We start from the raw sequence: 21,582 nt of genomic DNA, 5'->3' as shown, positions 1-21,582 counted from the left end.
GAGTCAGCGTTTGGCCGGGATGGCGCCGACGATGCGCCGCACCACCTCGGCACCCGCCGGCGTCCACGGTGCGATCAGCTCGAAGTGGCCGGCGTCGTCCAGCGTGACGACCTCTACCGCATCACCCCTGGCCGTGGCTTGCGCGCGGTAGTCGGTGCTCGCCGCGGCCGGCACGATGCGGTCCAGCCCGCCGTGGATGAGCGCTTGCGGCAGCTGCAACGGCAGCAGCGCCAGTGGCGACGTGTCCTGCAGGTTGGCGGCCGTGGGCGCCTGGCCCAGCAGCTGGTCCACCGACGGGCCGCACAGCTTGTTGCTCGATGCATAGGCCAGGTCCGGGATGCCCGCCACGGCGACGACGGCCGGGATGGGCAGCGGCGCGGCGGTCTTCAGCGGGCTGGTCGCGGGCAGCTGAGGCCGCGCGGCGGCCCACAGCGCCAGGTGCCCGCCCGCCGAATGGCCCGTGGCGACGAGCCGCCTCAGGTCCAGCGGGTAGCGCTGGGCCAGCGTGCGCAGGCGGTCGGTGCCCCGCGCCACGTCCTGGAACGTGCCCGGATAGCCGCCGCCCGCGTGGCCCACGCGGCGATAGCTGATGCTCCACACGGCCACGCCCGCGCTGCGCAGCGCGTCGGCCTGGAAGGCCAGCAGCTCCGGCCCCGGCAGGCTGGACTGCCAGCAGCCGCCATGGATCATCAGCGCGACCGGGTGCGGCCCAGCCCCCTTGGGCAGCCACAGCTCACCAAACTGCTGCGGCGCGTCGCCGTAGGCCAGGCGCTGGTCGGGCTGCGGCCGGTCGGGCCGGTCGAGCACTTGCAGGAAGGTCAGCGTCTGGGCGGGGGCAGACAAGGCCAGCGGCAACCACAGGCTTGCCAGCAGGCGTGGCATCAATCGCATGGGGTCAACCAGTCTTGCAGTTGCTTCAGCACCGCCGCATCGGTCTGCAGGCCCATGTGGCCCAGGCCGGTGAAGAGGGCGGTGTCGGTGAAGGCCAGGCGGCGCGCCGGCGAGCGGTGCTGGCCCAGCGCGCTGGCCACCGGCACCAGGCCATCGCCCAGCCAGCGCGCCGGTGAGCCCGTGGCCTTCTTGGACGTCGTGGCCGCCACCGCGTAGCAGGCCACGCCGGCGGGCAGCGGCAGGCCGCTGGCCTTGCCTTCGTCGGCTTCGAGCAGGCTGGCGTGGCGCAGGTCGCGGATGCCGGCGCTGCGCCGCGATGCCAGCAGCGCCAGCGGGCGCGAGTAAGCACTGACCGCGAGCAACTGCTGCAGCTGCTGGCCACCGCGCTCCAGCGGTGCGCCCTGGTGCGGCGTGCCCAGCGTGACGAGGCATTGCAGGCGTTTGGGCCAGCGCTTGCGCTGGGCTTGGGCGATGGCGCTGCGGGCGACCAGGCCGCCCATGCTGTGGCCCAGCAGCGTCAGCGGGCCGGGCACGCCGTCCAGCAGCCGGGCCAGCTCGGCACCGTTGCGCCAGATCGGCCGGCCGCTGTTGTAGCGCAGGCCCAGCGGCTGGTAGCCCAGCGCGGCGAATGCGGCGGGGAAGTCCGCGCCGTCGCGACGCCACTGCGCCTCGTTCATGCACAGGCCGTGCAGCATGACGAGCGCCGGCCCGGTGGCGCCTGGCACCAGCGGCTGCAGGCTCATGGGGGTGGCCAGCGGGTTGGCGGTGTCTTCCAGGTAGTCGCCCAGCACGCCGTTCAGGGCCGCCAGCGCGGCGTTGGCGCGGTCGGGGGCGGCCTGGCCCAGCATCGGCGTCAGCGCGCCCAGGGCCATGTCCAGCCCGCCGCCGACGAGTTGCGTGACGCCACGCACGCTGCGGTAAACGAGGCCGGTGATGCCGCTGGTGCGCTGGCGCTGCTGCGTCAGCGGCAGGCGGGTGATCTCGGCGTGCATGGCCTCGACGAGGTCGGTGACGCCGGTGGTGGCGGCTGTCGCGAGGCGGCTGGCGCCGCGCAGGTGCTGGGGGCTGGGCATGGCTGAGTGTCGAGCCAAACCCGTCGGGGGCCGAGGCGGCCTGGCAGGCTCAGCGCGCGGCTGCGGCGAAGCGCCTGCGCAGCAGCAGCAAGACCGCGGCGCCCGCGCCGGCCAGCATGCTGGTCGCGGGTTCGGGCACGGCGGTCAGCACGGCGACGGCGTCGATGTCCGCCCCGGCGGGCTGGCCGGCATTTCCGCTGAGGTCCACGAGGCGGACGTAGCGGAACAGCGTGGACGCCGCGAACCCCTGGTTGTCGAGGTCAATGCCGGCGGTGCCGCCGGACGCCGTGCCGACGTTGAACCAGGTCGCGCCGTTGGCGCTGATGAAGACCTGCGACTGCTCCGCGGTGCCGCCTTGGCTGGGACCGATCTCGTACACCACCAGGTCGGCGGCCGACGTGCCGCCCACGCTGAACGGGCTGGACATCTGCAGCGTGATCGAGCCGGCCACACCCAGCGCGACCGAGCCGACGCCGAACCCGGGGCTCAACGAGTCGTCGTAGTCCGGCGCGCCGAGCGCGGCAGACGGGCTAACGAAGTTGGGGTGCGTGGTGCCCGGTCCCTGGCTGAAGCTCAACACCTCGTTGGCGTAGGCGGTGGCTGCGCCAACCGATGCCGGCGCCAGCAGCGCGCCAGCGAGACACAGGCCGGTCGTGAACGCGTTCGACATGGCGATCTCCTTCGTCGTCATCGGAGTCTGCGCACGCGGGCCGCCAGGCCTGCTGGGACTAACCCTGGTTTGGGCCGCGCATCCCGTGTTTGAGGAGCTCGCCGCCCTACATCTGTCGGAACAGATGCGCGCAGCTCTCCGCCACCAGCAGGCTTTCCGTGCCGTGCTTGAGCTTGATCTGCATGCGGCCGCGGAAGTCGCGGCTGACGCTGGCGATGGCGTTCACGTTGACCAGCGTGGAGCGGTGGATCTGCCAGAACTGCTGCGGGTCCAGCTCGTCGATGAGTTCCTTCAGCGGCTTGCGGATCAGCGCTTCGCCGTCCTTCAGCGCCAGCCGCGTGTACTTGTTGTCGCTCTGGAAGAACATGACCTCGTCGACGGTGATGAGGCGCAGCGTCTGGCCCACCGACGCGTTGATCCAGCGCAGCGGCGCACGCGCGGCCGACGGCGCGGGCCGCTCGGCCAGCTGGTCCAGCACGCCGGCCAGCGGCGCTGGCGCCTGGCCCAGCCTGGCTTTGAGCCGCGAGATGGCCGTGAACAGCCGTGCACCGGCCAGCGGCTTGAGCAGGTAGTCGACGGCGCCCTGGTCGAAGGCGGCGATGGCGTATTGGTCGTAGGCGGTGACGAAGACGACGTGGCTGCGGCCATTGATCTGGCGGGCCACGTCGATGCCGGTGGCGCCGGGCATCTCGATGTCCAGGAACAGGATGTCGGGGTGGTGCTGGTCCAGCAGGCGCAGCGCCTCCAGGCCGTCGGCCGCTTCGCCGACGATGCTGAGTTCGGGCCAGAGCTTGCCCAGCTGTTCCACCAGCTCGCCACGCAGCGCGGCTTCATCCTCGGCGACCACGGCGGTCGGAGCAAAGAGACTCATGACGGCAATTCCAGGTTGAACTCCGTGCGGTCGGTGCCGCTGGTGCAGACAAGTTTCGCGCCCAGCACGGTCAGGCGCTCGCGCAGCGACGCGAGATCGGCGTCGTCGCTGCACAGGCCCGGCTGATCAAAGCCCAGCGTGATGCCTTCATCCACTTTCAGCCAGCAGCGCCTGGGGTGGCCCAGCCGCAGGGCGCGCTGCACCAGCGGCAGCAGCAGCATGGGTGGCAGCGGCGTCGCGCCGCGCGAACCCAGCTCGCAGTCGAAGGCCGGCGGGTCGCCGTTCAGGTCGCGCAGCAGGTCCAGGTAACTGGCGATCAGCTCGGCCTCGCTGCCCAGCGTTGCGCCGGCATCGCGCAGCCGCGGCAGCGCCACGCGCAGGTGGCGGATCAGGCGCTCCAGCCGCGCGCTGGCGCCGGTGTCCTGGCGGGCATAGGCCTGCTCGACGGCCACCAGCGCGTCGAACAGCAGGCCGGGGTCGACCTGGGCCTGCAGCGCCGCGAGCTGCGAGCCCAGCGCGTGGCGGCGCAACTGGCTGTGCTCGCGCAGCAGGTCCTGCGCGGCCTGGTCCTGGCGGCGGCGCAGGGTGCGGAACTCCAGCACGCCGACGATCATCAGCGCCGGCATGAAGACCCACAGCGTGTCGCCGATGACGGCGGTGACGCGGAACACCGTGCACTTGGGCTTGCCGTGGGTGAGGGCGTACCAGTCGCAGATGGACGGCCATGGCAGGGCCGTGATCAGCGGGTAGATGATGGCGATGGTCAACACCGAGCCCAGCAGCGTGGCGGCCACCAGGCGCTTGCGACGCGCCGGGTGGATAGGGCTGCTGCGCGCGGCCGGCAGCCAGCACAGCACCAGCAGCACGCAGCTGAGCAGCGGCACGACCAGATGCCGGGCCAGGATCTGCGGCAGCTGGTCGCCGACGCTGAGCTCCAGCAGCGAGGTCAGGTCGATGGCGCCGAACAGCAGCGCCGCGGCGACGAAGGCCAGCACCTCGTTCCAGCGCAGCGAGCGCCAGGAGCGCAGCACGTGGGCGATCATTCCAGCGCCTCCCGCGGCAGCCGCACGCGCGCGACGACGCCGCGTGGCTGCGCCGCTTCCAGTTCCAGCACGGCGGTGTCGCCGAAGCGCGCCGCCAGCCGCGCCCGCGTGTTTGCCAGGCCCACGCCGGTGCCGCCGCTGGCCGCGCCAAAGCCCTGGCCGTTGTCGGCCACCTCGACGCTCAGGCCGCCGTCTGCCGCGTGCTGGGCACGGATCTCGATGCGCCCGCCTTCCGGCAGTGGCGACAGGCCATGCTTGATCGCGTTCTCCACCAGCGTGGGCAGCACCAGCGTCGGCAGGCGCGCCGCCAGCAACTCGGGCGGCGCGCTGATGCCGAAGCTCAGCCGCTCGCCCATGCGCATCTGCAGGATGGCCAGGTAGTGGCGCACCAGCTCCAGCTCGTCGGCCAGCGTGGACTCCTGCCGGCGCATGCCCGGCAGCGCGGCGCGCAGGTAGGCGATCAGCGCGACCAGCATGTTGCGGCCGCGCTCCGGCTGGGTCTCGTACAGGCGCTTGACGTTGGCCAGCGTGTTGAACAGGAAGTGCGGCTCGATCTGCGCGGTCAGCGCCGACAGCTGGGCCTCGGTCTGCTGGGCCTTGAGCGCCTCGCGCTCGCGGAACAGCCGGGTCAGCTGCTCGCTGCCCTGGCGCTGGGCGCGGCTGACCAGCAGCAGCGCGTAGGCCATGCCGCCCAGCAGCGTCCAGATGGCGATGGTGGACGCGACCCAGCCAGGCTTGACCTTCATGCTGGGGTCGTCCATCGACGCGGCGATGTAGCGCAGGAAGGTGCCCAGCGCGGCGCCCAGGCCGACGGCCAGCGCCTGCACGGTCAGCGCCGCCGGCAGCTTCCAGCGCCGCCCGGCCAGCAGCGCCTCGGCCAGCGCCACCATCAGCATCACCGACAGGCCGGTCAGCAGCGACTGGCGGCTGAAGCGGATCAGGTCGAACAGCGCGCTGCTGAGGTCGTTGTCACTTTCGCCGAACCAGGTCAGCGACCGGGAGATCGCATGCAGCAGGCAGAAGTAATAGACGCCCGCCAGCATGCGCAGATTGCAGATGCGGCGAAAGGCTTGCAGCGGGCTGAGGTCCTCCATTGGGATCATTCTCGGCCGCCCGTCACCCGCCGGTGGGCGATGCGACGAAACCGGGCATAGCAGGCGCCAAACCCGGCGCCCCGGCCCGAAAAGACCCTAGGCGCCGCCAGCCGCGGCAATCAGCGCCTTGAGTTCGCGCTCCGAGGCCGCCGGGTCGGCGAGATTCACCTCGATGAGGCGGCGCAGATGCGTGATGGACTCGATGTCGATGCTGCGGCACAGCACGCCAGCATGGTCGCCCTCGACATGGGCCAGCTCGCCGGCCATCGCGATGACGATGTCGCTCGCGCCGTCGCCGTCAGCGTCGCCCAGCGGCAGCTTGACGAGGCAGGGCATGCCCGCCTGCGGCAGCGGGCCGGCCGGCAGCTGCAGCAGCACGCCCTTCAGCGAGATGTCGATGACCTGGCAGCGCAGGTGCGACTGGGTCGTGATCAGCTCGGCACCGGCGGCGAAGGTGACGCGGGCGAATTGGCGGCGTTCGGTGCTGATGGTGTTCTCCCGCGGGCTGAACCAGATCGTGCGATCGATCCTAGACGAAAGGTTCCAGCTCGGCGCTACCGAACACCGTGCTGTTCTCCACGGCCTGCTGCAGCCGCTCGGGCGCCAGCGACGCCAGGCCCATGGCCTCCAGCATGAACCAGGCGGCACGCAGGAAGGCGATGGTCTCCTCGCGCGTCGCGTCGGTCAGCACGGGCTCGTCGTCCCAGTCGCGCTCGGCGGGCGCGCGCGGCGCGACGACGGCGGGGCGGTGGGCGCGGGCGATGCGGGCCAGCATCTCGCGCATGTCCATCGTCGCGCTGGGCGCGTCGATGAGGCGCACCAAGTCGCCCAGCTGCTGCTCGGCGGCGGCGGCCAGCAGCCGCGCGGCGTTGTCCGCACCGCCCGCCAAGTAGAGCCCGGCGGCGAGGTCGACGTATTCGAGGGCGGCCGATAGCCGCTGGAGGTCGGGGTTGGACGACATGACCATCGAGTCTAGGTTGTGTGAAGGGGCAACGGGCGGCCAAAGTTCACGGGGCTTTGTTTATGCTGGGCCGCTCAAGGAATGTCCCAAGGAGCCGCCCATGATCGACCGCCGCCAGCACCTGCAACATCTCGCCGCCCTGGCTGCCGCTTCGGCGCTGCCGGCCGTGGCGGCCGACGACAAGGACGCCACCTACGACGAGGACTCCATCCTCAAGGCGGCCACCGATTTCTTCGGCCAGACGACGGAAGGGCTGGCCAAGGTCATCGAGAAGGCTTTCAAGGAGCAGGGCCGGCCCAATGCCTACATCAAGGGCGAGGAGGCGTCGGCGGCCATCACCGTGGGCCTGCGCTATGGCGACGGCGAACTGCTGATGAAGGGCGGCGGCTCGGCCAAGGTGTTCTGGGCCGGCCCGTCCATCGGCTTCGACCTCGGCGCCAATGCATCCAAGGTGTTCACGCTGGTCTACAAGCTGCCCAAGGCGGCCGACATCTACCAGCGCTTCCCCGGCGTGGACGGCAGCCTCTATTACATCGGCGGCGCGGGCATCAACTACCAGCGCCTGAACGGCATCACGCTGGCGCCCATCCGCCTGGGCGTGGGGCTGCGCGCGGGGGCCAGCGTGGGCTATATCCATTACCGGCGCGAGAAGAGCATCAACCCGTTCTGATTCACCGCGCCGGCAGGCGTAGACTGTTAATTCATACAGTATTCGAGGCGTCCCGTGAGCATCACCACACCCGACCTGCCGGTGCAGGACATCAGCAGCGAAGTCCTCATCGAGAAGTACGCCAAGGGCGGCGAACAGACCCCGGACGAGCTGCGCGAGCGTGTCGCCAAGGCCTTGGCGCAGGCCGAGAAACCGGCCGACCGCGCCCGCTGGACGGCCGCCTTCCTGGACGCGCAAAAGCGCGGCTTCGTGCCGGCCGGCCGCATCATGTCCGCCGCCGGCACCGAGCTGTCGGCCACGCTGATCAACTGCTTCGTGCAGCCGGTGGGCGACTCCATCGCCACGCCGGAGGACGGCGTGCCCGGCATCTACACGGCGCTGACCGAAGCCGCCGAGACCATGCGTCGCGGCGGCGGCGTGGGCTACGACTTCAGCCGCATCCGGCCGATGGGCGCCTGGGTGGGCTCCACGCGCAGCCACGCGTCAGGTCCCATCAGCTACATGCGCGTGTTCGACCGCAGCTGCGAGACGGTGGAGAGCGCCGGCAGCCGCCGCGGCGCGCAGATGGGCGTGCTGCGCTGCGACCACCCCGACATCGAAGCCTTCATCCACGCCAAGGACCAGGGCGACCTGCGCAACTTCAACATCTCCATCGGCGTGACCGACGCCTTCATGGAGGCGGTGCAGGCCGACGACGCCGTGGAGTTGGCGCACAAGGCGCAGCCCAGCGCCGAGCAGATCGACGCCGGCGCCTACCAGCGCGGCGACGGGCAGTGGGTCTACCGCAAGGTCAAGGCCCGCGCGCTGTGGGACCAGGTCATGCGCTCCACCTACGACCATGCCGAACCGGGCGTGCTCTTCCTGGACCGCATCAACGCCGACAACAACCTGCACTACTGCGAGACGATTGCGGCGACCAACCCCTGCGCCGAGCAACCCTTGCCGCCCTATGGCTGCTGCTGCCTGGGCTCCATCGACCTGACGCGTTTCGTGCGCGACCCGTTCAGCGCCAGGCCCGCGTTCGACGAGGCCGGCTTTGCCGAGGTCGTGGCCGTGGCCACGCGCATGCTGGACAACGTGCTGGACGTGACGCCGTGGCCGCTGCCGGCGCAAGCCGCCGAGGCCGGCAACAAGCGCCGCGTGGGCCTGGGCTTCACGGGCCTGGGCGATGCGCTCGTCATGCTGAACCTGCGCTATGACACGCAAGAAGCGCGCGACATGGCCAGCCACATCAGCGAGGTCATGCGCGACGCGGCGTACTCGGCGTCCAGCGACATCGCCGCCGAGCGCGGCAGCTTCCCGCTGTTCAACGCCGACCTCTACCTGTCCGGCGGCAGCTTCGCGTCGCGGCTGCCGCAGGGGCTGAAGGACAAGATCCGCGCGCAGGGCCTGCGCAACTCGCACCTGCTGTCCATCGCGCCCACCGGCACCATCAGCCTGGCCTTTGCCGACAACGCGAGCAACGGCATCGAGCCGGCCTTCTCCTGGACCTACACGCGCAAGAAGCGCCTGCCGCAGACCGAGGGCGGTGGCTTCAAGGAGTACGCGGTCGAGGACCACGCCTGGCGCCTGTACCGCCACCTGTTCGGCGCCGACGCACCGCTGAGCGACGCCTTCGTCACCGCGCTGGAGTTGAGCGCGGCCGACCACGCGTCCATGGTCGCGGCCGTGGCGCCCTACATCGACACGTCCATCAGCAAGACCGTCAACGTGCCGGCCGACTACCCGTACGAGGACTTCCAGAACCTCTACATCCAGGCCTGGCAGACCAAGCTGAAGGGCCTGGCCACCTATCGGCCCAACAGCGTGCTGGGTTCGGTGCTCAGCGTGACGCCCGAGGTCAAGCAGCCCGAGCCGCTGCGCGCCGACGTGGACGGCACCAACCAGCGGCTGCGCGTAGAGCGCCTGCCCAATGCCGTCGTCGCGTCGCTGCGCTGGCCCGGCCGCCCCGACATGCCCGGCGGCAACCCGGCGTGGAGCTACCTGATCCAGCACCCGCACGGCGACTTTGCGCTGTTCATCGGCGAGTTGCCGCTGGACGGCCCCGATGGCGGCCTGTTCGGCCGCAACCTGCCGTTCGAGGTCTGGGTCAACGGCGCCGAGCAGCCGCGCGGCCTCTCCGCCTTGGCCAAGACGCTGTCCATGGACTTGCGCACCAACGACGCCGCCTGGCTGCGCCTGAAGCTGGACGCGCTGGCCACGGTGGCCGAAGAGCGCGCCTTCGAGATGCCCATGCCGCCCAGCGGAGAGAAGCGCCTCTTCCCCGGCGTCGTCGCCGCAACGGGTGCCGTCATCCGCTGGCGCTGCGAGCAGCTCGGCGCGCTGCAGGAGGGCGGCCCCACGCCGGTTGTCGATGCGATGTTCAGTCGCAACGAGCCGCGCACCGGCGTGTCCGGCACGCTGGCCTGGGCCGTCGACGTGGACAACCCGGCGACCAACGAGCAGTTCACGCTGACGCTGAAGGAGGTCGTGCTGCCCACGCCCGAGGGTGGGAGCGTCACGCGCCCCTGCGCGATGGGCTTCTCGGGCAACTACCCCAAGGCGCTGGACGGCCTCGCCCGCCTGCTGTCGCTGGACATGCGCGTGATGGACCCCGGCTGGATCGCGATGAAGCTGCGCAAGCTGCTCAACGTCGGCGAGCCGCTGGGCCATTTCATGGCGCCCGTGCCGTCATTGAATGGCGAGCGCCGCCAGCAGGTCTGGCCATCGACCGTGGCCTATGTGGCGCGGCTCGTCATCCACCGCTACGCGATGCTGGGCATCCTCGACGAGGCCGGCCAGCCGCTGACCGACATGGGCCTGCTGCAGACACCGGCTCCCAAGCTTGCGGCGGCCGCGGGTGCGCTGCAGGTGCAGGCCGGCCGGCCGTGCCCCGAGTGCGGCAACGCGACCATGATCCACAAGGATGGCTGCGACTTCTGCACGGCTTGCGGGTATGTGGGGCAGTGTGGCTGAGCTCGAGCGCCGCGGTCACTGAGCCTTCGCGCGGCCGGACTGGCTGCCAAACCACTGCTGCCGATATTCGGCCCGGTAAGGCAATGCGTCGTCGACATCACGAGGCCCCAGCTGGCGCAGCAGCTCCATCGTGACGGCAATCGGGCGGGCGACGCGGCCGCTGGGCGGCTGCCCGGCGAAGGCCCGCCTCAACTCGTCGGCCAGTTGCCAACCCTGCAATCCCGCCGGCTCCGCGATGGTGGCGATCTGCTGGGATCGACCGGAGCGTATGCGGCTCAATGCGTTGCGGGAGCCGTCTCCCGCGGCGATGCCGACGATGTCGCGGCGGCCCAGGGCGAGCAGCGGGAAGTGCAGGGAATCCATGTAGACGTCGTTGATCGCCAGCACATGGGTCCAGCGCGTGCCAAAGCGGCGCTGCAGCCTCTCCAGCGCCGCCGGCATCTCCTTGGCCGCGTTCGAGATGGGGATGTCCTCGACCGCCAACAGCTCGCAGCCGGCACAGCGTGACAAGGCTTCCCGCATGCGCAGCGTCTTGAAGTTGGCGATGTCGAAGCGGCCGTCGTTGAAGATGACGACACCGGGGCGCGCCGCAGCGGATTGCGTCACGAAGGCGGCTGCCATCTCGGCGACCACGGCGGGGTCGGTGCCGACATTGGCGAACAGGCTGGATGGCGAGCCCTGGCGCGAGGACGCATGCCAACCGACCAGCACGGGCACGGGCCGTGCGGCTGCGGCCAGCCGGTCGGCGATGTCGGCTTCATCGAACCCTCCCAGAACGATCGCATCCGTGTCGGTGCGCAGCGCCTGGTCGAAGAGTCTCCTGATCGTCGCCCGGTCACCCGCGCCGTTGACGATGCTCAGTGTCCAGCCCAGTTCCTGGCAGGCCTGCTCGAAGCCGCGATAGACGGCGGTGATGCCGCCATTGCGGAAGTCCTGCGCGAGGAAGACGACGCGTCGTGGCCCGTCGGTCGGTGCGTCGGCCTGCGCGGTGGTCGCGGCGGCAAGCCAGGCGACGAGCGTGGCCAATGCCTGGCGGCGCTCCCATCGAGGGGATGCGATGGGCGCCGCACGCCACCCGGAGCTTGTGAAGGCCATGCGCGCAGCCTAACCCCGCCGGGGGCGGCCGTGTTGATGGCCGACGCCCGCCAGCTGCGCCACCGCTGTAGCGGCGTCAGCCCTACGCGTCGGGTCAGTGCGTGTTGTCGCCACTGGCGTCGATCAACCGCCTCAACCATGGCCGCAGCGCAAACAGCGCCGCCCCGGTGACCAGGCTGCCCACCGCCAGCTGCGTGAACAGCACTGCGTATTGCGAATTCGTTGTCAGCGGCGACCCATCCACCGGTTGCGCGACGACGCCCGAGAAGTCCCCGGCGAACAGCGAGGCCAGCCCGGTCACCAGCATCCAGGCGCCCATCATGACGCCCTGGTATTGCCGTGGCGCGAGGCGGCCGATCATGGCGTAGCCCACCGGCGAGATCAGCAGCTCGCCGACCGACTGCAGCACGTAGCTGATGAACAGCCAGGAGAAATCGGCGCGGCCCGTGGCCGGGTCGGCGAAGTGGATGCCCAGCGGCAGCGCCAGGAACCCGAGGCCCATCAGCGCGAGCGAGGCGGAGAACTGCATCGGGATGTCCACCGGCCAGCCCCTGGCGCGCCAGCGCGCGAACACGGCCGCCAGCCATGGCCCGCCGATGACGATGCAGACGGTGTTGATGTTCTGCACCCACTGCGGCGCAACGGGCACGCCCCAGACGTTCATCCAGACGTTGCCCACTGCGTACATCTGCAGGCCATTGGGCGCCATCTGGTACAGCGACCAGAACACCAGCGAGCCCAGCATCAACACCAGGTAGGCCTGCATGCGACGCTTTTCGGCGGGCACCGGGTGGCGCTGCGTCATCACCAGCAGCGCCACGCCCACCGCGGCGCACAAGGCCTTCATGCCGAGGGCGGTGTCGGTGGGGTGTTGCAGCAGCCAGGCCAGCAGCGGCACCAGGCCGGTCAGCACGCCGATGCCGATCGCGAAGCGGCCCCAGAAGCCCGCGCCGCTGCGCTGCGCCAGCGGTGTGTCGCGGTCGGCCAGCGCGCGCCAGAAGATCAGCGCCAGCGCGATGGCCATCGCGTTGCCCAGCGTCGCGAACCAGAAGATGGTGCTGTACAGCTCTTCCAGCTGGTAGTGGCCGGCCACCGTGAAGCCGATGAAGAAGCCCACGTTCATGCCCGCGTAGTTCCACAGGAAGGCGGCTTCGCGGCGGTCGTCCTCGGGCGCGAAGCGCTGCGTCAGCATCATGTTCAGGCAGGTGACGTTCAGGCCGCTGCCGGTCAGGAACAGCGCCAGGCCCCAGTACAGCCCAGCCAGGCTGCCGCCGGCGATGGCGCCGCAGCCCAGCAGTTGCAGCAGCATGCCGCCGACGAACAGGTTGCGGTTGCTCAGGAAGCGGCCGCCCAGGTAGCCGCCGAACAGGTGCAGCCCGTAGTTGAAGGCGCCGAACAAGCCCATCATCAGCGCCGCTTGCTCGCTGCTGAAGCCAAGTCGGCGCGTGGCGTACAGCACCAGCGTGGACTGCAGCACCGCGAAGCCCAGCGTGGCGAAGACTTGCACCATGAAGAGCACGGCCGAGCCTTCGGGCACGCGCGTCCAGTGTTGTTGTCGTTGTTTCATGGGGCGCGGATTGTCCGGGTGCCCGGACAGGCGCCGCCTGGGTGTCATCCCGCGGAGCGGGCGGCTTTACACGCCGCTGGCGCCGCGCCGGCGGCTAGCCGGGTGGGCGTATCAGGTTCACCGCCATGGGCTGGCGCCCATCGAGGATGTCCGTCGTGACTTCTCGCAGCACGACGACGCCGTGCTGCCGCTGCCAGGACTCCCAGAGGTAGGCGGCATCGGCATCCACACCCGACGGCCCGCTGAGCGCATAGGTCCGGCCGGTCTTGGTGGTCACTTCCTCGGTGTCGATGTGCACGAAGGCCACCGCGGAGGACACCTTGGCGCAGTGCTGGTCTTCCATGTAGCCGACCAGGTGCCAGGTGGGGGCGTCGTAGTTGGGCACCTGCACTTCCCAGGCACGCCACCGGACCAGCGCGATCCGGGGCTCCTGGGAGAACGGCGTGGAGATCCAGAAGCTCACGCTGGATCACCCATGCGGCCAAAGGATGGGCTTGCGTGCGGCGGCTGCCGGCACCCACCAGCGCGGCGAACGGCGTGGGCGAGAAAAGGCGCGACGCCACAGCGGACGCGGGACCGCGCGTGGGCTGACCAGCGCCGGGTCGGGGTCGCCGAACCAGTTCGGCACGGCAAATCGGAAGGGGAGTCTCATGCCAGGGCCCTCTGCTGCGCCACCGTGTGCGCTCCTGGACGATGCCCTCCACCTGGATGCGCGGCTGTAGGACTTTGTGCTGCTTACATGCCAGCGCGCCGGCAGCCGCCTTGCCGGCCAGCGAGCCCGCCGCCGCGGGTCAGGACGGCAGCGCGCCCCTCGCGAGGCGGGTGCGGCAGACCTGCGCGCCGTTGAGGGTCTCGAAGTCGCTGGCCAGCATCAGCAGCTGCTTGCCGTCGGCCGAGGGCAGCAGCGGCGACGAATAGTTCTGGCACCAGTTGGTGGCGGTGGGTGGGTTCAGCGGCTTGACCGGCGCGGCCATCGTCGTCCAGGCGCCGCTGCCGTCGGCCGTGCTGCTGATGAAGACGGTGCCGCCGTTGCCGGCCGCATCCACGCTGCCGGCGCTGTTGTTCAGGATCTGCCCGACCAGCGCGATGCGCTTTTGCGCCGGCAGCCAGACATGCGTGGGCGCATGGCGGAACCAGCGGCCGTCGGCCGTCTGGGGCTCGAAGCCCTTGTCGCTGGCGTCACCCCAGTCCAGGCCGTCGGCGGAGCGCTTCAGGTAGACGCGGCAGTCCAGGCCGGCCGTGCTGCAAAACTCGTAGCTGAGCAGGTAGCTGCCGTCGCCCAACTGGCTGGTGACGGCCATGCCAGGGCGGTCGGTCGACTTGACGGCGGCGACGAGCAGGCGCGGCGCAGTCCACGTCACGCCGTCGGCGGTGCTCATGATCTTGAGCACCTGCGAGGCGCCATCCTCGGTCTCGTCGGAGTACATGCAGGCGAGCTGGCCGCTCTTGGTGACGAGGAACTCGGGCTCCCAGATGCCGGTGCCGTCGCCGCCGCGCGGCTTGCGGCCGGTGCCGCAGTTCGCGTTCAGCGCGGTCCAGGTCTTGCCGGCGTCGGTGCTGCGGTAGATGGGGTGCTGCATCGGCGTGCCGGGGGTGTCCTGGCCGACGGAAGCCGACCACAGCAGCGTGCCGGCCGCCAGCGTGCCGACGGTGGCGGGCAGCTCGTAGACCGAGCCACAGCACAGGCCCTTGGGCCAGGCGGCGTCGCTGACGGCGCCCTGCGGGGCGAACGTGGCGCCGTCGTCGCGGCTGATGAAGATGCGGCCTTGGCCCTTGTCGCCGTCAAAGCCGATGGCGCTGGCGATGACGGCACCGTTCAGGCTGGCGTCGGCCTGGTGGGCCAGGCGGATGACGCGCGGGTAGAACACCGAGGCCTCGCTGAGCAGTGTGCCGGTGCGGGTGGGCGGGGGAGGTGTCGGCGTCTCGGGCGTTGGCGTGGACGAACCACCACCACCGCCGCCACAGCTGGCGCAGGCGCTGATCAGCAGCAGGACGGGCAACAGCGCGGCGGTGCCGGCGAGTTTTTGCCAGAGCTTCATGAGGAGGGTCATTGTTGCGCTCCAAAAGCGAAGGGATGAGGTGGCCTAGCCGCATCGCAGCGAGCGCTGCGGCGGGCGTGTGGGGGAGGGGCAGGAAAGGCGGTCTAGGCTTCGCCGGACGGCTTGCGCTGGGGCACGCCGCTGGCAATCGCCGGGCCGAACAGCGGCCGTCCGTCCGCGGACCAGGTGAAGCGCTGGATGCGCATCGTGCGGCCACTCGCGTCGCCGGCGTCCTGGTCCTTGGCGTGATAGACCAGCCAGTCCTCGGTGCCGTCCGGCGAGCGGGTGAAGCTGTTGTGGCCCGGGGCGAAGACCTTGTCGGTCGGGCCAAACACCGGTTTCGGGTGCTTGGTCCAGCTCTTCGGATCCAGCGGGTCGTTGCCGGTCAGCTCCAGCAGGCCGAGGTAGTAGACGGCGGCGGTGTGGCCGGCGGAGTAGACGACGAAGTCGCGGCCGTTGCGCTGCAGGGCCTGGGGCGCCTCGATCCAGTGGTTGTCGCGCTGCGGCTGCCAGCGGCCGTCCACCTTGTGCCAACCGCGCTCCCAGTCGTGCTCGCCGCGAACGATGCGCACGCCCGGGCCGGCGGCGCGGGTGGGGTTGCTCATCGGCGCGATCCACAGGCCGTCGTCGGCGTACATCCAGAACAGCCGCCCGTCCTTCAGGCGCAGCACGGAGCCGTCGATGGCGTAGCGCTCATGCTCGGCATGCACGCGGCCGCGGTCGACGAACGGGCCCATCGGGTGTTCGGCCTCCAGCACGTAGTGGCGGTGGTTGGCGTCCACGCCATCGGCGGCGGTGAAGTACAGGTACCAGCGGCCGTCGAGCAGGTGCAGCTCGGGCGCCCAGATCATCTTGCTGCGCGGCCCGCCCGGCTCGGGCGTCCAGACCTTGCGGCGCTCGGCGTTGCGCCAGTCGCTCAACTTGTCGGAGCTGTAGACCCACAGGCCGCCCTCGGGGTCGAAGGTGGCGGTCAGGTAGTAGCGGCCGGCGTGCCAGACGACCCAGGGGTCGCCGGCCTCGACGCCGGGCAGCACGGGGTTGGTGAAAGTGCTTTTCGTCTGCGGCGCGGTCATCGCGGCTCCTGGCGCGCCCAGGCCCAGTGCGGCAGCCAGGCCCAGCAGGCCTCGGCGGCGCAGCGCCTGGCCCGGCGTGCTGTCGTCGTTGTGGTTCATCGGTTGTTGTCTCCTCGCCTGGTGGCCCAGCGGCCCCGAGGCGGCGCGATGCTAGTCGGCTTTCTTGTTTATAACAAGTAAATTGGTTAATAATGGGCCCAACAACGATTGGAGACCTCATGCGCGTGCTCGTGACCGGCGGTGCCGGCTACATCGGCAGCCTCACCACGCTGCAACTGCTGCAGTCGGGGCACGAGGTGCTGGTGCTGGACAACCTCAGCAACGCCAAGCCGGCGGTGCTGGCGCGCATCGCCCAACTGGCCGGGCGCGAGCCGGCTTTTCAGGAGGGCGACGTGCGCGATGGCGCGCTGCTGCGCCGGGTGCTGGCCGAGCACCGCACCGAGGCCGTCATGCATTTCGCGGGGCTGAAGGCGGTGGGCGAATCGGTCCACAAGCCGCTGGCGTACTTCGACAACAACGTGCAGGGGTCCTTGAGCCTGCTGGCGGCGATGCGCGACATGGACGTGCGCACGCTGGTGTTCAGCTCCTCGGCCACCGTCTATGGCCTGGCCGAAACCATGCCGCTGCGCGAGGACGCGCCCACCGGCACGACCAACCCGTATGGCCGCAGCAAGCTGATGGTCGAGGAGATCCTGCAGGACTTGGCCGCGGCGGACGCAAGCTGGTCGCTGTGCGCGCTGCGCTACTTCAACCCGGTGGGCGCCCACCCCAGCGGCCTGCTGGGCGAGGACCCGCAGGGCACGCCGAACAACCTGATGCCCTTCATCGCCCAGGTGGCCGTGGGCCGGCGCGCGGCGCTGCAGATCTTCGGGCGCGACTACCCGACGCCCGACGGCACCGGCATGCGGGACTACATCCATGTGCAAGACCTGGCCACCGGCCACCTCGCGGCGCTGGGCCATGTGCATGGCCGGCCGGGCTGGCATGTGTTCAACCTCGGCACGGGGCAGGGCCACTCGGTGCTGGAGGTGTTGCGCGCCTACGAGGGGGCGTGCGGCAAGCCGCTCGCGCACGAGTTCGTGCCGCGCCGCGGCGGCGACGTGGCGCAGAGTTGGGCCGACCCGGCGCGGGCCGAATCGCTGTTGGGCTGGCAGGCCAAGTTGGGCCTCGGCCAGATGTGCGGGGACAGTTGGCGCTGGCAGTCCACCAACCCCAACGGCTACGACTGACGTGTCAGGCCGCGCCCGCCCCGGGGCCGGTGCCGCGCGGGAAATCGAACGCCACGCGCATGACCATGTCCTGCGGGTAGTTGCCGAACTTGCGGCCGAACAGGTTCATGCCGCCGCGGTTGCGGGCGTCTTCCTTGATGCCCAGCCGCACCTTGATGTGGTTGGTCTGCGGCAGCGTCAGCTGCTCGATCTGCACGCCGCTCAGCGCCACGCCGTCGATCATGGAGCCCTTGGGGCCCACGCTCCACTGCTTCAGCAGCCCGTGCGTCGTGCGGTCGGTCTGCCACCACGCCGGCATCAGCAGCGACGCCTTGCCGCCGTAGTCGCCGGGGCTGGTCCAGGTGCCGATCTCGACGTCGTTGATCCACAGCGTGATGTCCGACGGCCAGTCCTCGTTGAACTGCGGCGCCTCGGAGCAGATCTCCACCGACAGCTCCAGATGCGAAGGCACCGCGCCGTACGGCAGGTTGTTCGGGAAGGCGTACTCCACGTAGCCGTCGCCGCCGAACCACAGCAGCTGCGCGTAGACATGCTCGGGCTCGAAGAAGGAGCGCGGGTCGTCCAGCATGCCAATGATCTTGGTCTCGCTGACCAGGCCGCAGCTGGGCTTGGCCTCCACATGCCGGTAGCTGCCGATGGGCATGTTGATGGACATGACGTTGGGCCGGGACTCCACCGCCGCGCCGGGCAGCCGCAGCCGCACCTCGTCATAGCGCTTGGAGCACAGCTTCTGCTGGCCGCGCGTGCCGGGCTCCACCTCCACCGACACCAGGCCCACGGCCTGCAGCTGGTTGATGTTGAAGCTGACCGTGGAATGGGGCAGGCCCATGGCCGAGGCCAGTTCGGAGACGTTCAGCACCTGGTGGGTCAACATGCCCAGCATGGCCTGGCGGGTGTCGGAGGCGAGCGCCTTGGCCACGGCCAGCGCGGCGTCGCCCTCGACCATCAAGATTCGGCTGCCCGAGACCTCCATCGCTCCACTCCACCTTTGGATCCAAAGAAGTTGGGAGTTTATGCGGGCACCTCGGCTGGGCGCAGCGCGCTTTCCCTGGGCGGCGGCGCACCGACTAGGGTAATGACTGATCGTTAATAACAAATAAAATGGCGACAATGCATTGCATGAGTTCTCCCGCCTCTCACGAGCATGTCCACCGCCGGCGCAACCCGCTGACGGGCCGCCACGTGCTCGTCTCGCCGCACCGCACGCTGCGCCCCTGGCAGGGCGCGCAGGAGGCGGTCGACCACACGCCGCTGCCCGCGCACGACGCCCACTGCTACCTCTGCGCCGGCAATGTGCGCGCCAACGGCCAACGCAACCCCGGCTACCGCGACACCTTCGTCTTCGCGAACGACTTCGCGGCGCTGCAGCCCGATGCCGTCGACATGCCGGCGGCAGCCGCCGGCAGCCTGATGCAGCCCGAGCCGGTCGCCGGCGAATGCCGCGTGCTGTGCTTCTCGCCCAATCATTCACTGACGCTGCCCGAGATGGACTTGCCTGCGCTGCGCGCCGTCGTGCAGGCCTGGCAGGCGCAGTCCATCGACATGGGCGCACGCTGGCGCTGGGTGCAGGTGTTCGAGAACAAGGGCGCGGCCATGGGCTGCTCCAACCCGCATCCGCATGGCCAGATCTGGGGCCTGGACCGGCTGCCCGACGAGGCCGCGCTGGCCGATCAGCACCAGCGCGACTACCTCGCCGCGCATGGCGAGTCGCTGCTGCTGCGCTATGCGCGAGACGAACTGGCCGCCGGCGAACGCGTGGTCATCGAGACCGAGCACTGGCTGGCCGTCGTGCCCTACTGGGCCGCGTGGCCGTTCGAGACGCTGTTGCTGCCCAAGGCCCACACGTTGCGGCTGGAGGCCTTGTCGCCCGCGCAGGCCGATGACCTGGCCGAGGCCGTGAAGCGGCTGACGACGCGCTACGACAACCTCTTCCAGTGCTCGTTCCCGTACTCCATGGGCTGGCACGGCGCGCCGCACGAGGCCGGGAGCGCGGACGACGCGGCGATGCAGCACTGGCAACTGCATGCCCACTTCTACCCGCCGCTGCTGCGCTCGGCCACCGTGCGCAAGTTCATGGTGGGCTTCGAGATGCTGGGCGAGGCCCAGCGCGACCTGACGCCGGAGGTGGCCGCGCAGCGGCTGCGCGACGTCAGCGACACCCTTCACTACCGACAGGCGAGGGCCGCATGACCGTCGACCTCCAGACAACGCCGCATGCACGCGCGGCGCAGGGATTCCTGCGCGCCTTCGGCACCCGGCCGCAGCGCGTGGCGCGTGCCCCGGCCCGCGTGAACCTCATCGGCGAGCACACCGACTACAACGAGGGTTTCGCCATGCCCTGCGCCATCGACCGCGACACCGTCGTGGCTGCGGCGCCGCGCGATGACGACGTCGTCGAGGTGCTGGCCTGCGACATCGGCGAATCGCTGGGGCGCTTCCGCGTCGGCGACGCAACCGACGTCAGCGGGAGCCCGCAGTGGCTGCGCTACGTGCAAGGCATGGTGGCCGTGCTCAAAGCGCAGGGGCTGGCGGTCGGCGGCGCACAGCTGGCCATCGCCGGCAATGTGCCGCAGGGCGCGGGGCTGAGTTCATCGGCGTCGCTGGAGCTGGCCGTGGGCCAGGCGCTGTCGGCGCTGAACGGTTGGCAGCTGGCGCCCAAGGCGATGGCGCTGGCGGGGCAGCGGGCCGAGAACGTCTACGCGGGTTGCCAGTGCGGCGTGCTGGATCAGATGTCGTCGGCTCTGGGCGTGCAAGGCCATGCGCTGCTGCTGGATTGCCGCAGCCTGGATGTGCAGCCGATCCCGCTGCCGGCAGGCACGGCGGTGCTGGTCATCGATTCCAAGATCCAGCGCGGGCTGGTGGACAGTGAATACAACCTGCGTCGCCAGCAATGCGAGGCGGCGGCCGCGGGATTGGGCGTGAAGGCGCTGCGCGATGTGGACGACTCGCTGTGGTCGCGCCTCGGCGGCTCGCTGGACCCGGTCGTGCGCCGCCGTGCGCGGCACATCATCAGCGACAGCCAGCGCTGCGAGCTGCTGGCGGGCGCACTGCGAGCCGGCGACCTGCGCGAGATCGGCCGCCTGATGCGCGAGTCCCACTGGTCCATGCGCGATGACTTCGAGATCACGGTGCCGGCCATCGATGCGCTGGCGGCCTTGGTGCAGGACGTCATCGGCGACGCCGGCGGGGCGCGCATGACGGGTGGCGGCTTCGGCGGCTGCGTCATCGCGCTGGCGCCACAGGCCATGGTCGCCGAGATCCGCGCGGCGGTGGCCAGGGGCTACCGCTCGCCGGACGGCCGCGCGGCCGAGGTGCATGTCTGCACCGCATCGGGCGGCGCGGGGGTGCTGGCATGAGCGCGCCCAGCAGCTTCGCGCTGCAGTCGGCCGATGGACTGCGCGTGACCGTCACCAATGCCGGCGCGGCGTGGATGTCCTGCCTGATTCCCGTCGCCGGCACCTCACGCGAGGTGCTGCTGGGCTACCAGACACCCGCCGACTACCTGACCCAGCCGGGCTACCTCGGCGCCGTCGTCGGCCGCCACGCCAACCGCATCGCCGGCGCGCGCTTTGCACTGGACGCCCGGCACTTTGCGCTGCAGGCCAACGAGGGCGAACATCAGCTGCATGGCGGCGCGGGCGGATTCCATCGCAAGCTGTGGGACGTGGTCAGCCACTCGGCCGACCGCCTCGAACTCGCGCTGCGCTCGCCCGATGGCGACCAGGGCTTCCCGGGCGAGCTGACCGTGCGCGCCACCTACCGCGTCGAGCCACCGTTCAGCGTCAGCCTCACGCTGGAAGCGACGACCAGCGCTCCCACGCTCTGCAACCTCAGCAGCCACGCCTACTTCAACCTCGACGGCACCGGCGACATCACCAGCCATCGCCTGCAGATCGCCGCCGACCGTTATCTGCCGGTCCGCCCCGACCTGATCCCCACCGGTGAACAAGCCGACGTGGCCGGCACGCCGTTCGACTTTCGCGAACCCCGCCGCATCGGCGATGCGCTGCAAGCGCTGGAAGCCACGCAGGCCAGGCCGCTGTGCCACGACCACTGCTGGCTGGGCAGCCATGCCGCGCTGTCGTCCGCCAACGGTGACCTCGCGCTCGATCTGCGCAGCGGCCAGCCCGGCCTGCAGTTCTACGCCGGCGAGTTCCTGCCCCGCACGCCGGGTCGCGACGGTCGCCCCTACGCCAAGCACGCCGGCCTGGCGCTGGAGCCGCAGGCGCTGCCCGACAGCCCGCACCACCCGGAATGGCCGCAGCGCAATGCCGTGCTGCGCCCCGGCGAGACCTATCGCCATCAACTGACCTACCGATTCACCCCGGCCCGCACGGCCTGACCCCGAACG

20 protein-coding genes are annotated in these 21,582 nt (G+C 70.4%); 6 read left to right on the top strand and 14 right to left on the bottom strand.

Annotation, left to right across the window (positions count from 1 at the left end):
- Positions 1 to 3 precede the first annotated feature (3 nt).
- The 8 genes from AC1D29_RS12105 to AC1D29_RS12070 all read right to left on the bottom strand — a co-directional run bounded on the left by AC1D29_RS12105 (position 4) and on the right by AC1D29_RS12070 (position 6,603).
- Positions 4 to 891 (bottom strand): alpha/beta hydrolase, encoded by an 888-nt coding sequence (locus AC1D29_RS12105; protein WP_477897557.1) that lies wholly within the window; start codon positions 889 to 891, stop codon positions 4 to 6.
- Complete coding sequence (locus AC1D29_RS12100) at positions 882 to 1,964, bottom strand: esterase/lipase family protein (protein ID WP_477897555.1); 1,083 nt, start codon at positions 1,962 to 1,964, stop codon at positions 882 to 884. Before AC1D29_RS12100 ends, AC1D29_RS12105 begins: the two co-directional genes overlap by 10 nt.
- Before the next feature lie 49 nt (positions 1,965 to 2,013).
- Entirely contained in the window at positions 2,014 to 2,634 is a 621-nt protein-coding gene (locus AC1D29_RS12095) for a PEP-CTERM sorting domain-containing protein (protein ID WP_477897553.1), read from the bottom strand.
- A 106-nt stretch (positions 2,635 to 2,740) separates the two neighbouring features.
- Complete coding sequence (locus tag AC1D29_RS12090; protein ID WP_477897551.1) at positions 2,741 to 3,505, bottom strand: LytR/AlgR family response regulator transcription factor; 765 nt, start codon at positions 3,503 to 3,505, stop codon at positions 2,741 to 2,743.
- Positions 3,502 to 4,548, bottom strand: coding sequence for a histidine kinase (locus tag AC1D29_RS12085; RefSeq protein WP_477897549.1), 1,047 nt, complete (start codon positions 4,546 to 4,548; stop codon positions 3,502 to 3,504). The genes AC1D29_RS12090 and AC1D29_RS12085 overlap by 4 nt, the downstream gene beginning before the upstream one ends.
- Positions 4,545 to 5,642, bottom strand: a complete 1,098-nt coding sequence (locus tag AC1D29_RS12080) for a sensor histidine kinase (protein ID WP_477897547.1) — start codon at positions 5,640 to 5,642, stop codon at positions 4,545 to 4,547. The genes AC1D29_RS12085 and AC1D29_RS12080 overlap by 4 nt, the downstream gene beginning before the upstream one ends.
- A 96-nt stretch (positions 5,643 to 5,738) precedes the next feature.
- A complete protein-coding gene (locus AC1D29_RS12075; protein ID WP_477897545.1) occupies positions 5,739 to 6,290 on the bottom strand; it encodes a PilZ domain-containing protein in 552 nt (183 codons plus the stop codon).
- A complete protein-coding gene (locus tag AC1D29_RS12070; protein WP_477897543.1) occupies positions 6,172 to 6,603 on the bottom strand; it encodes a hypothetical protein in 432 nt (143 codons plus the stop codon). Before AC1D29_RS12070 ends, AC1D29_RS12075 begins: the two co-directional genes overlap by 119 nt.
- A 100-nt stretch (positions 6,604 to 6,703) precedes the next feature.
- On the opposite strand from AC1D29_RS12070, the gene AC1D29_RS12065 reads away from it, so the two are divergent.
- Both AC1D29_RS12065 and AC1D29_RS12060 read left to right on the top strand, forming a co-directional pair.
- Complete coding sequence (locus AC1D29_RS12065) at positions 6,704 to 7,273, top strand: DUF1134 domain-containing protein (protein WP_477897541.1); 570 nt, start codon at positions 6,704 to 6,706, stop codon at positions 7,271 to 7,273.
- A 54-nt stretch (positions 7,274 to 7,327) separates the two neighbouring features.
- Positions 7,328 to 10,228 carry an adenosylcobalamin-dependent ribonucleoside-diphosphate reductase gene (locus AC1D29_RS12060; RefSeq protein ID WP_477897539.1) on the top strand — a complete coding sequence of 967 codons (2,901 nt, stop codon included), beginning with the start codon at positions 7,328 to 7,330 and terminating at the stop codon, positions 10,226 to 10,228.
- Positions 10,229 to 10,243: 15 nt separating this feature from the next.
- On the opposite strand, the gene AC1D29_RS12055 is transcribed toward AC1D29_RS12060, so the two are convergent.
- The 5 genes from AC1D29_RS12055 to AC1D29_RS12035 all read right to left on the bottom strand — a co-directional run bounded on the left by AC1D29_RS12055 (position 10,244) and on the right by AC1D29_RS12035 (position 16,101).
- On the bottom strand, positions 10,244 to 11,323 hold the full coding sequence (locus AC1D29_RS12055) for a substrate-binding domain-containing protein (protein ID WP_477897537.1): 1,080 nt from the start codon (positions 11,321 to 11,323) through the stop codon (positions 10,244 to 10,246).
- Between the two features lie 94 nt (positions 11,324 to 11,417).
- Positions 11,418 to 12,890, bottom strand: a complete 1,473-nt coding sequence (locus AC1D29_RS12050) for a peptide MFS transporter (RefSeq protein ID WP_477897535.1) — start codon at positions 12,888 to 12,890, stop codon at positions 11,418 to 11,420.
- 94 nt (positions 12,891 to 12,984) lie between these two features.
- Entirely contained in the window at positions 12,985 to 13,353 is a 369-nt protein-coding gene (locus tag AC1D29_RS12045; RefSeq protein WP_477897533.1) for a hypothetical protein, read from the bottom strand.
- 328 nt (positions 13,354 to 13,681) lie between these two features.
- Positions 13,682 to 14,941 (bottom strand): sialidase family protein, encoded by a 1,260-nt coding sequence (locus AC1D29_RS12040; protein ID WP_477897531.1) that lies wholly within the window; start codon positions 14,939 to 14,941, stop codon positions 13,682 to 13,684.
- Between the two features lie 92 nt (positions 14,942 to 15,033).
- Positions 15,034 to 16,101: a glycoside hydrolase family 43 protein gene (locus AC1D29_RS12035; protein ID WP_477897529.1), complete on the bottom strand. Its 1,068-nt coding sequence runs from the start codon at positions 16,099 to 16,101 to the stop codon at positions 15,034 to 15,036.
- A gap of 119 nt (positions 16,102 to 16,220) precedes the next feature.
- Between AC1D29_RS12035 and galE the strand changes: the two genes are divergently transcribed.
- The gene (gene galE, locus AC1D29_RS12030; RefSeq protein ID WP_477897527.1) at positions 16,221 to 17,231 is read left to right on the top strand and encodes a UDP-glucose 4-epimerase GalE; all 1,011 of its coding nucleotides are present in this window, start codon (positions 16,221 to 16,223) and stop codon (positions 17,229 to 17,231) included.
- A 4-nt stretch (positions 17,232 to 17,235) separates the two neighbouring features.
- Here the strand turns inward: galE and AC1D29_RS12025 are convergent, their stop codons facing one another.
- Positions 17,236 to 18,204, bottom strand: a complete 969-nt coding sequence (locus AC1D29_RS12025) for an ArsR/SmtB family transcription factor (RefSeq protein ID WP_477897525.1) — start codon at positions 18,202 to 18,204, stop codon at positions 17,236 to 17,238.
- A gap of 146 nt (positions 18,205 to 18,350) precedes the next feature.
- Here AC1D29_RS12025 and AC1D29_RS12020 point away from each other — a divergent pair, with 146 nt between their 5' ends.
- Genes AC1D29_RS12020 through AC1D29_RS12010 form a run of 3 tightly spaced genes read left to right on the top strand, consistent with a single transcriptional unit; the run spans position 18,351 to position 21,573 of the window.
- A complete protein-coding gene (locus tag AC1D29_RS12020; RefSeq protein ID WP_477897523.1) occupies positions 18,351 to 19,421 on the top strand; it encodes a UDP-glucose--hexose-1-phosphate uridylyltransferase in 1,071 nt (356 codons plus the stop codon).
- Complete coding sequence (gene galK / locus AC1D29_RS12015; protein WP_477897521.1) at positions 19,418 to 20,587, top strand: galactokinase; 1,170 nt, start codon at positions 19,418 to 19,420, stop codon at positions 20,585 to 20,587. The genes AC1D29_RS12020 and galK overlap by 4 nt, the downstream gene beginning before the upstream one ends.
- The gene (locus AC1D29_RS12010; RefSeq protein WP_477897519.1) at positions 20,584 to 21,573 is read left to right on the top strand and encodes an aldose epimerase family protein; all 990 of its coding nucleotides are present in this window, start codon (positions 20,584 to 20,586) and stop codon (positions 21,571 to 21,573) included. Before galK ends, AC1D29_RS12010 begins: the two co-directional genes overlap by 4 nt.
- Positions 21,574 to 21,582: the final 9 nt, after the last annotated feature.

The organism is Roseateles sp. P1_C6 (assembly GCF_056406315.1).
Note: the sequence above shows the minus strand (reverse complement) of the source record. Positions and strands in the feature narration are given on the sequence as shown.

Bases quoted from the DNA above. Each gene is read 5' to 3' on its own strand.
- AC1D29_RS12105 (WP_477897557.1), bottom strand. From the start codon at position 891: ATGCGATTGATGCCACGCCTGCTGGCAAGCCTGTGGTTGCCGCTGGCC.
- AC1D29_RS12100 (WP_477897555.1), bottom strand. From the start codon at position 1,964: ATGCCCAGCCCCCAGCACCTGCGCGGCGCCAGCCGCCTCGCGACAGCC.
- AC1D29_RS12095 (WP_477897553.1), bottom strand. From the start codon at position 2,634: ATGTCGAACGCGTTCACGACCGGCCTGTGTCTCGCTGGCGCGCTGCTG.
- AC1D29_RS12090 (WP_477897551.1), bottom strand. From the start codon at position 3,505: ATGAGTCTCTTTGCTCCGACCGCCGTGGTCGCCGAGGATGAAGCCGCG.
- AC1D29_RS12085 (WP_477897549.1), bottom strand. From the start codon at position 4,548: ATGATCGCCCACGTGCTGCGCTCCTGGCGCTCGCTGCGCTGGAACGAG.
- AC1D29_RS12080 (WP_477897547.1), bottom strand. From the start codon at position 5,642: ATGGAGGACCTCAGCCCGCTGCAAGCCTTTCGCCGCATCTGCAATCTG.
- AC1D29_RS12070 (WP_477897543.1), bottom strand. From the start codon at position 6,603: ATGTCGTCCAACCCCGACCTCCAGCGGCTATCGGCCGCCCTCGAATAC.
- AC1D29_RS12065 (WP_477897541.1), top strand. From the start codon at position 6,704: ATGATCGACCGCCGCCAGCACCTGCAACATCTCGCCGCCCTGGCTGCC.
- AC1D29_RS12055 (WP_477897537.1), bottom strand. From the start codon at position 11,323: ATGGCCTTCACAAGCTCCGGGTGGCGTGCGGCGCCCATCGCATCCCCT.
- AC1D29_RS12050 (WP_477897535.1), bottom strand. From the start codon at position 12,890: ATGAAACAACGACAACAACACTGGACGCGCGTGCCCGAAGGCTCGGCC.
- AC1D29_RS12040 (WP_477897531.1), bottom strand. From the start codon at position 14,941: ATGACCCTCCTCATGAAGCTCTGGCAAAAACTCGCCGGCACCGCCGCG.
- AC1D29_RS12035 (WP_477897529.1), bottom strand. From the start codon at position 16,101: ATGAACCACAACGACGACAGCACGCCGGGCCAGGCGCTGCGCCGCCGA.
- galE (WP_477897527.1), top strand. From the start codon at position 16,221: ATGCGCGTGCTCGTGACCGGCGGTGCCGGCTACATCGGCAGCCTCACC.
- AC1D29_RS12025 (WP_477897525.1), bottom strand. From the start codon at position 18,204: ATGGAGGTCTCGGGCAGCCGAATCTTGATGGTCGAGGGCGACGCCGCG.
- AC1D29_RS12020 (WP_477897523.1), top strand. From the start codon at position 18,351: ATGAGTTCTCCCGCCTCTCACGAGCATGTCCACCGCCGGCGCAACCCG.
- galK (WP_477897521.1), top strand. From the start codon at position 19,418: ATGACCGTCGACCTCCAGACAACGCCGCATGCACGCGCGGCGCAGGGA.
- AC1D29_RS12010 (WP_477897519.1), top strand. From the start codon at position 20,584: ATGAGCGCGCCCAGCAGCTTCGCGCTGCAGTCGGCCGATGGACTGCGC.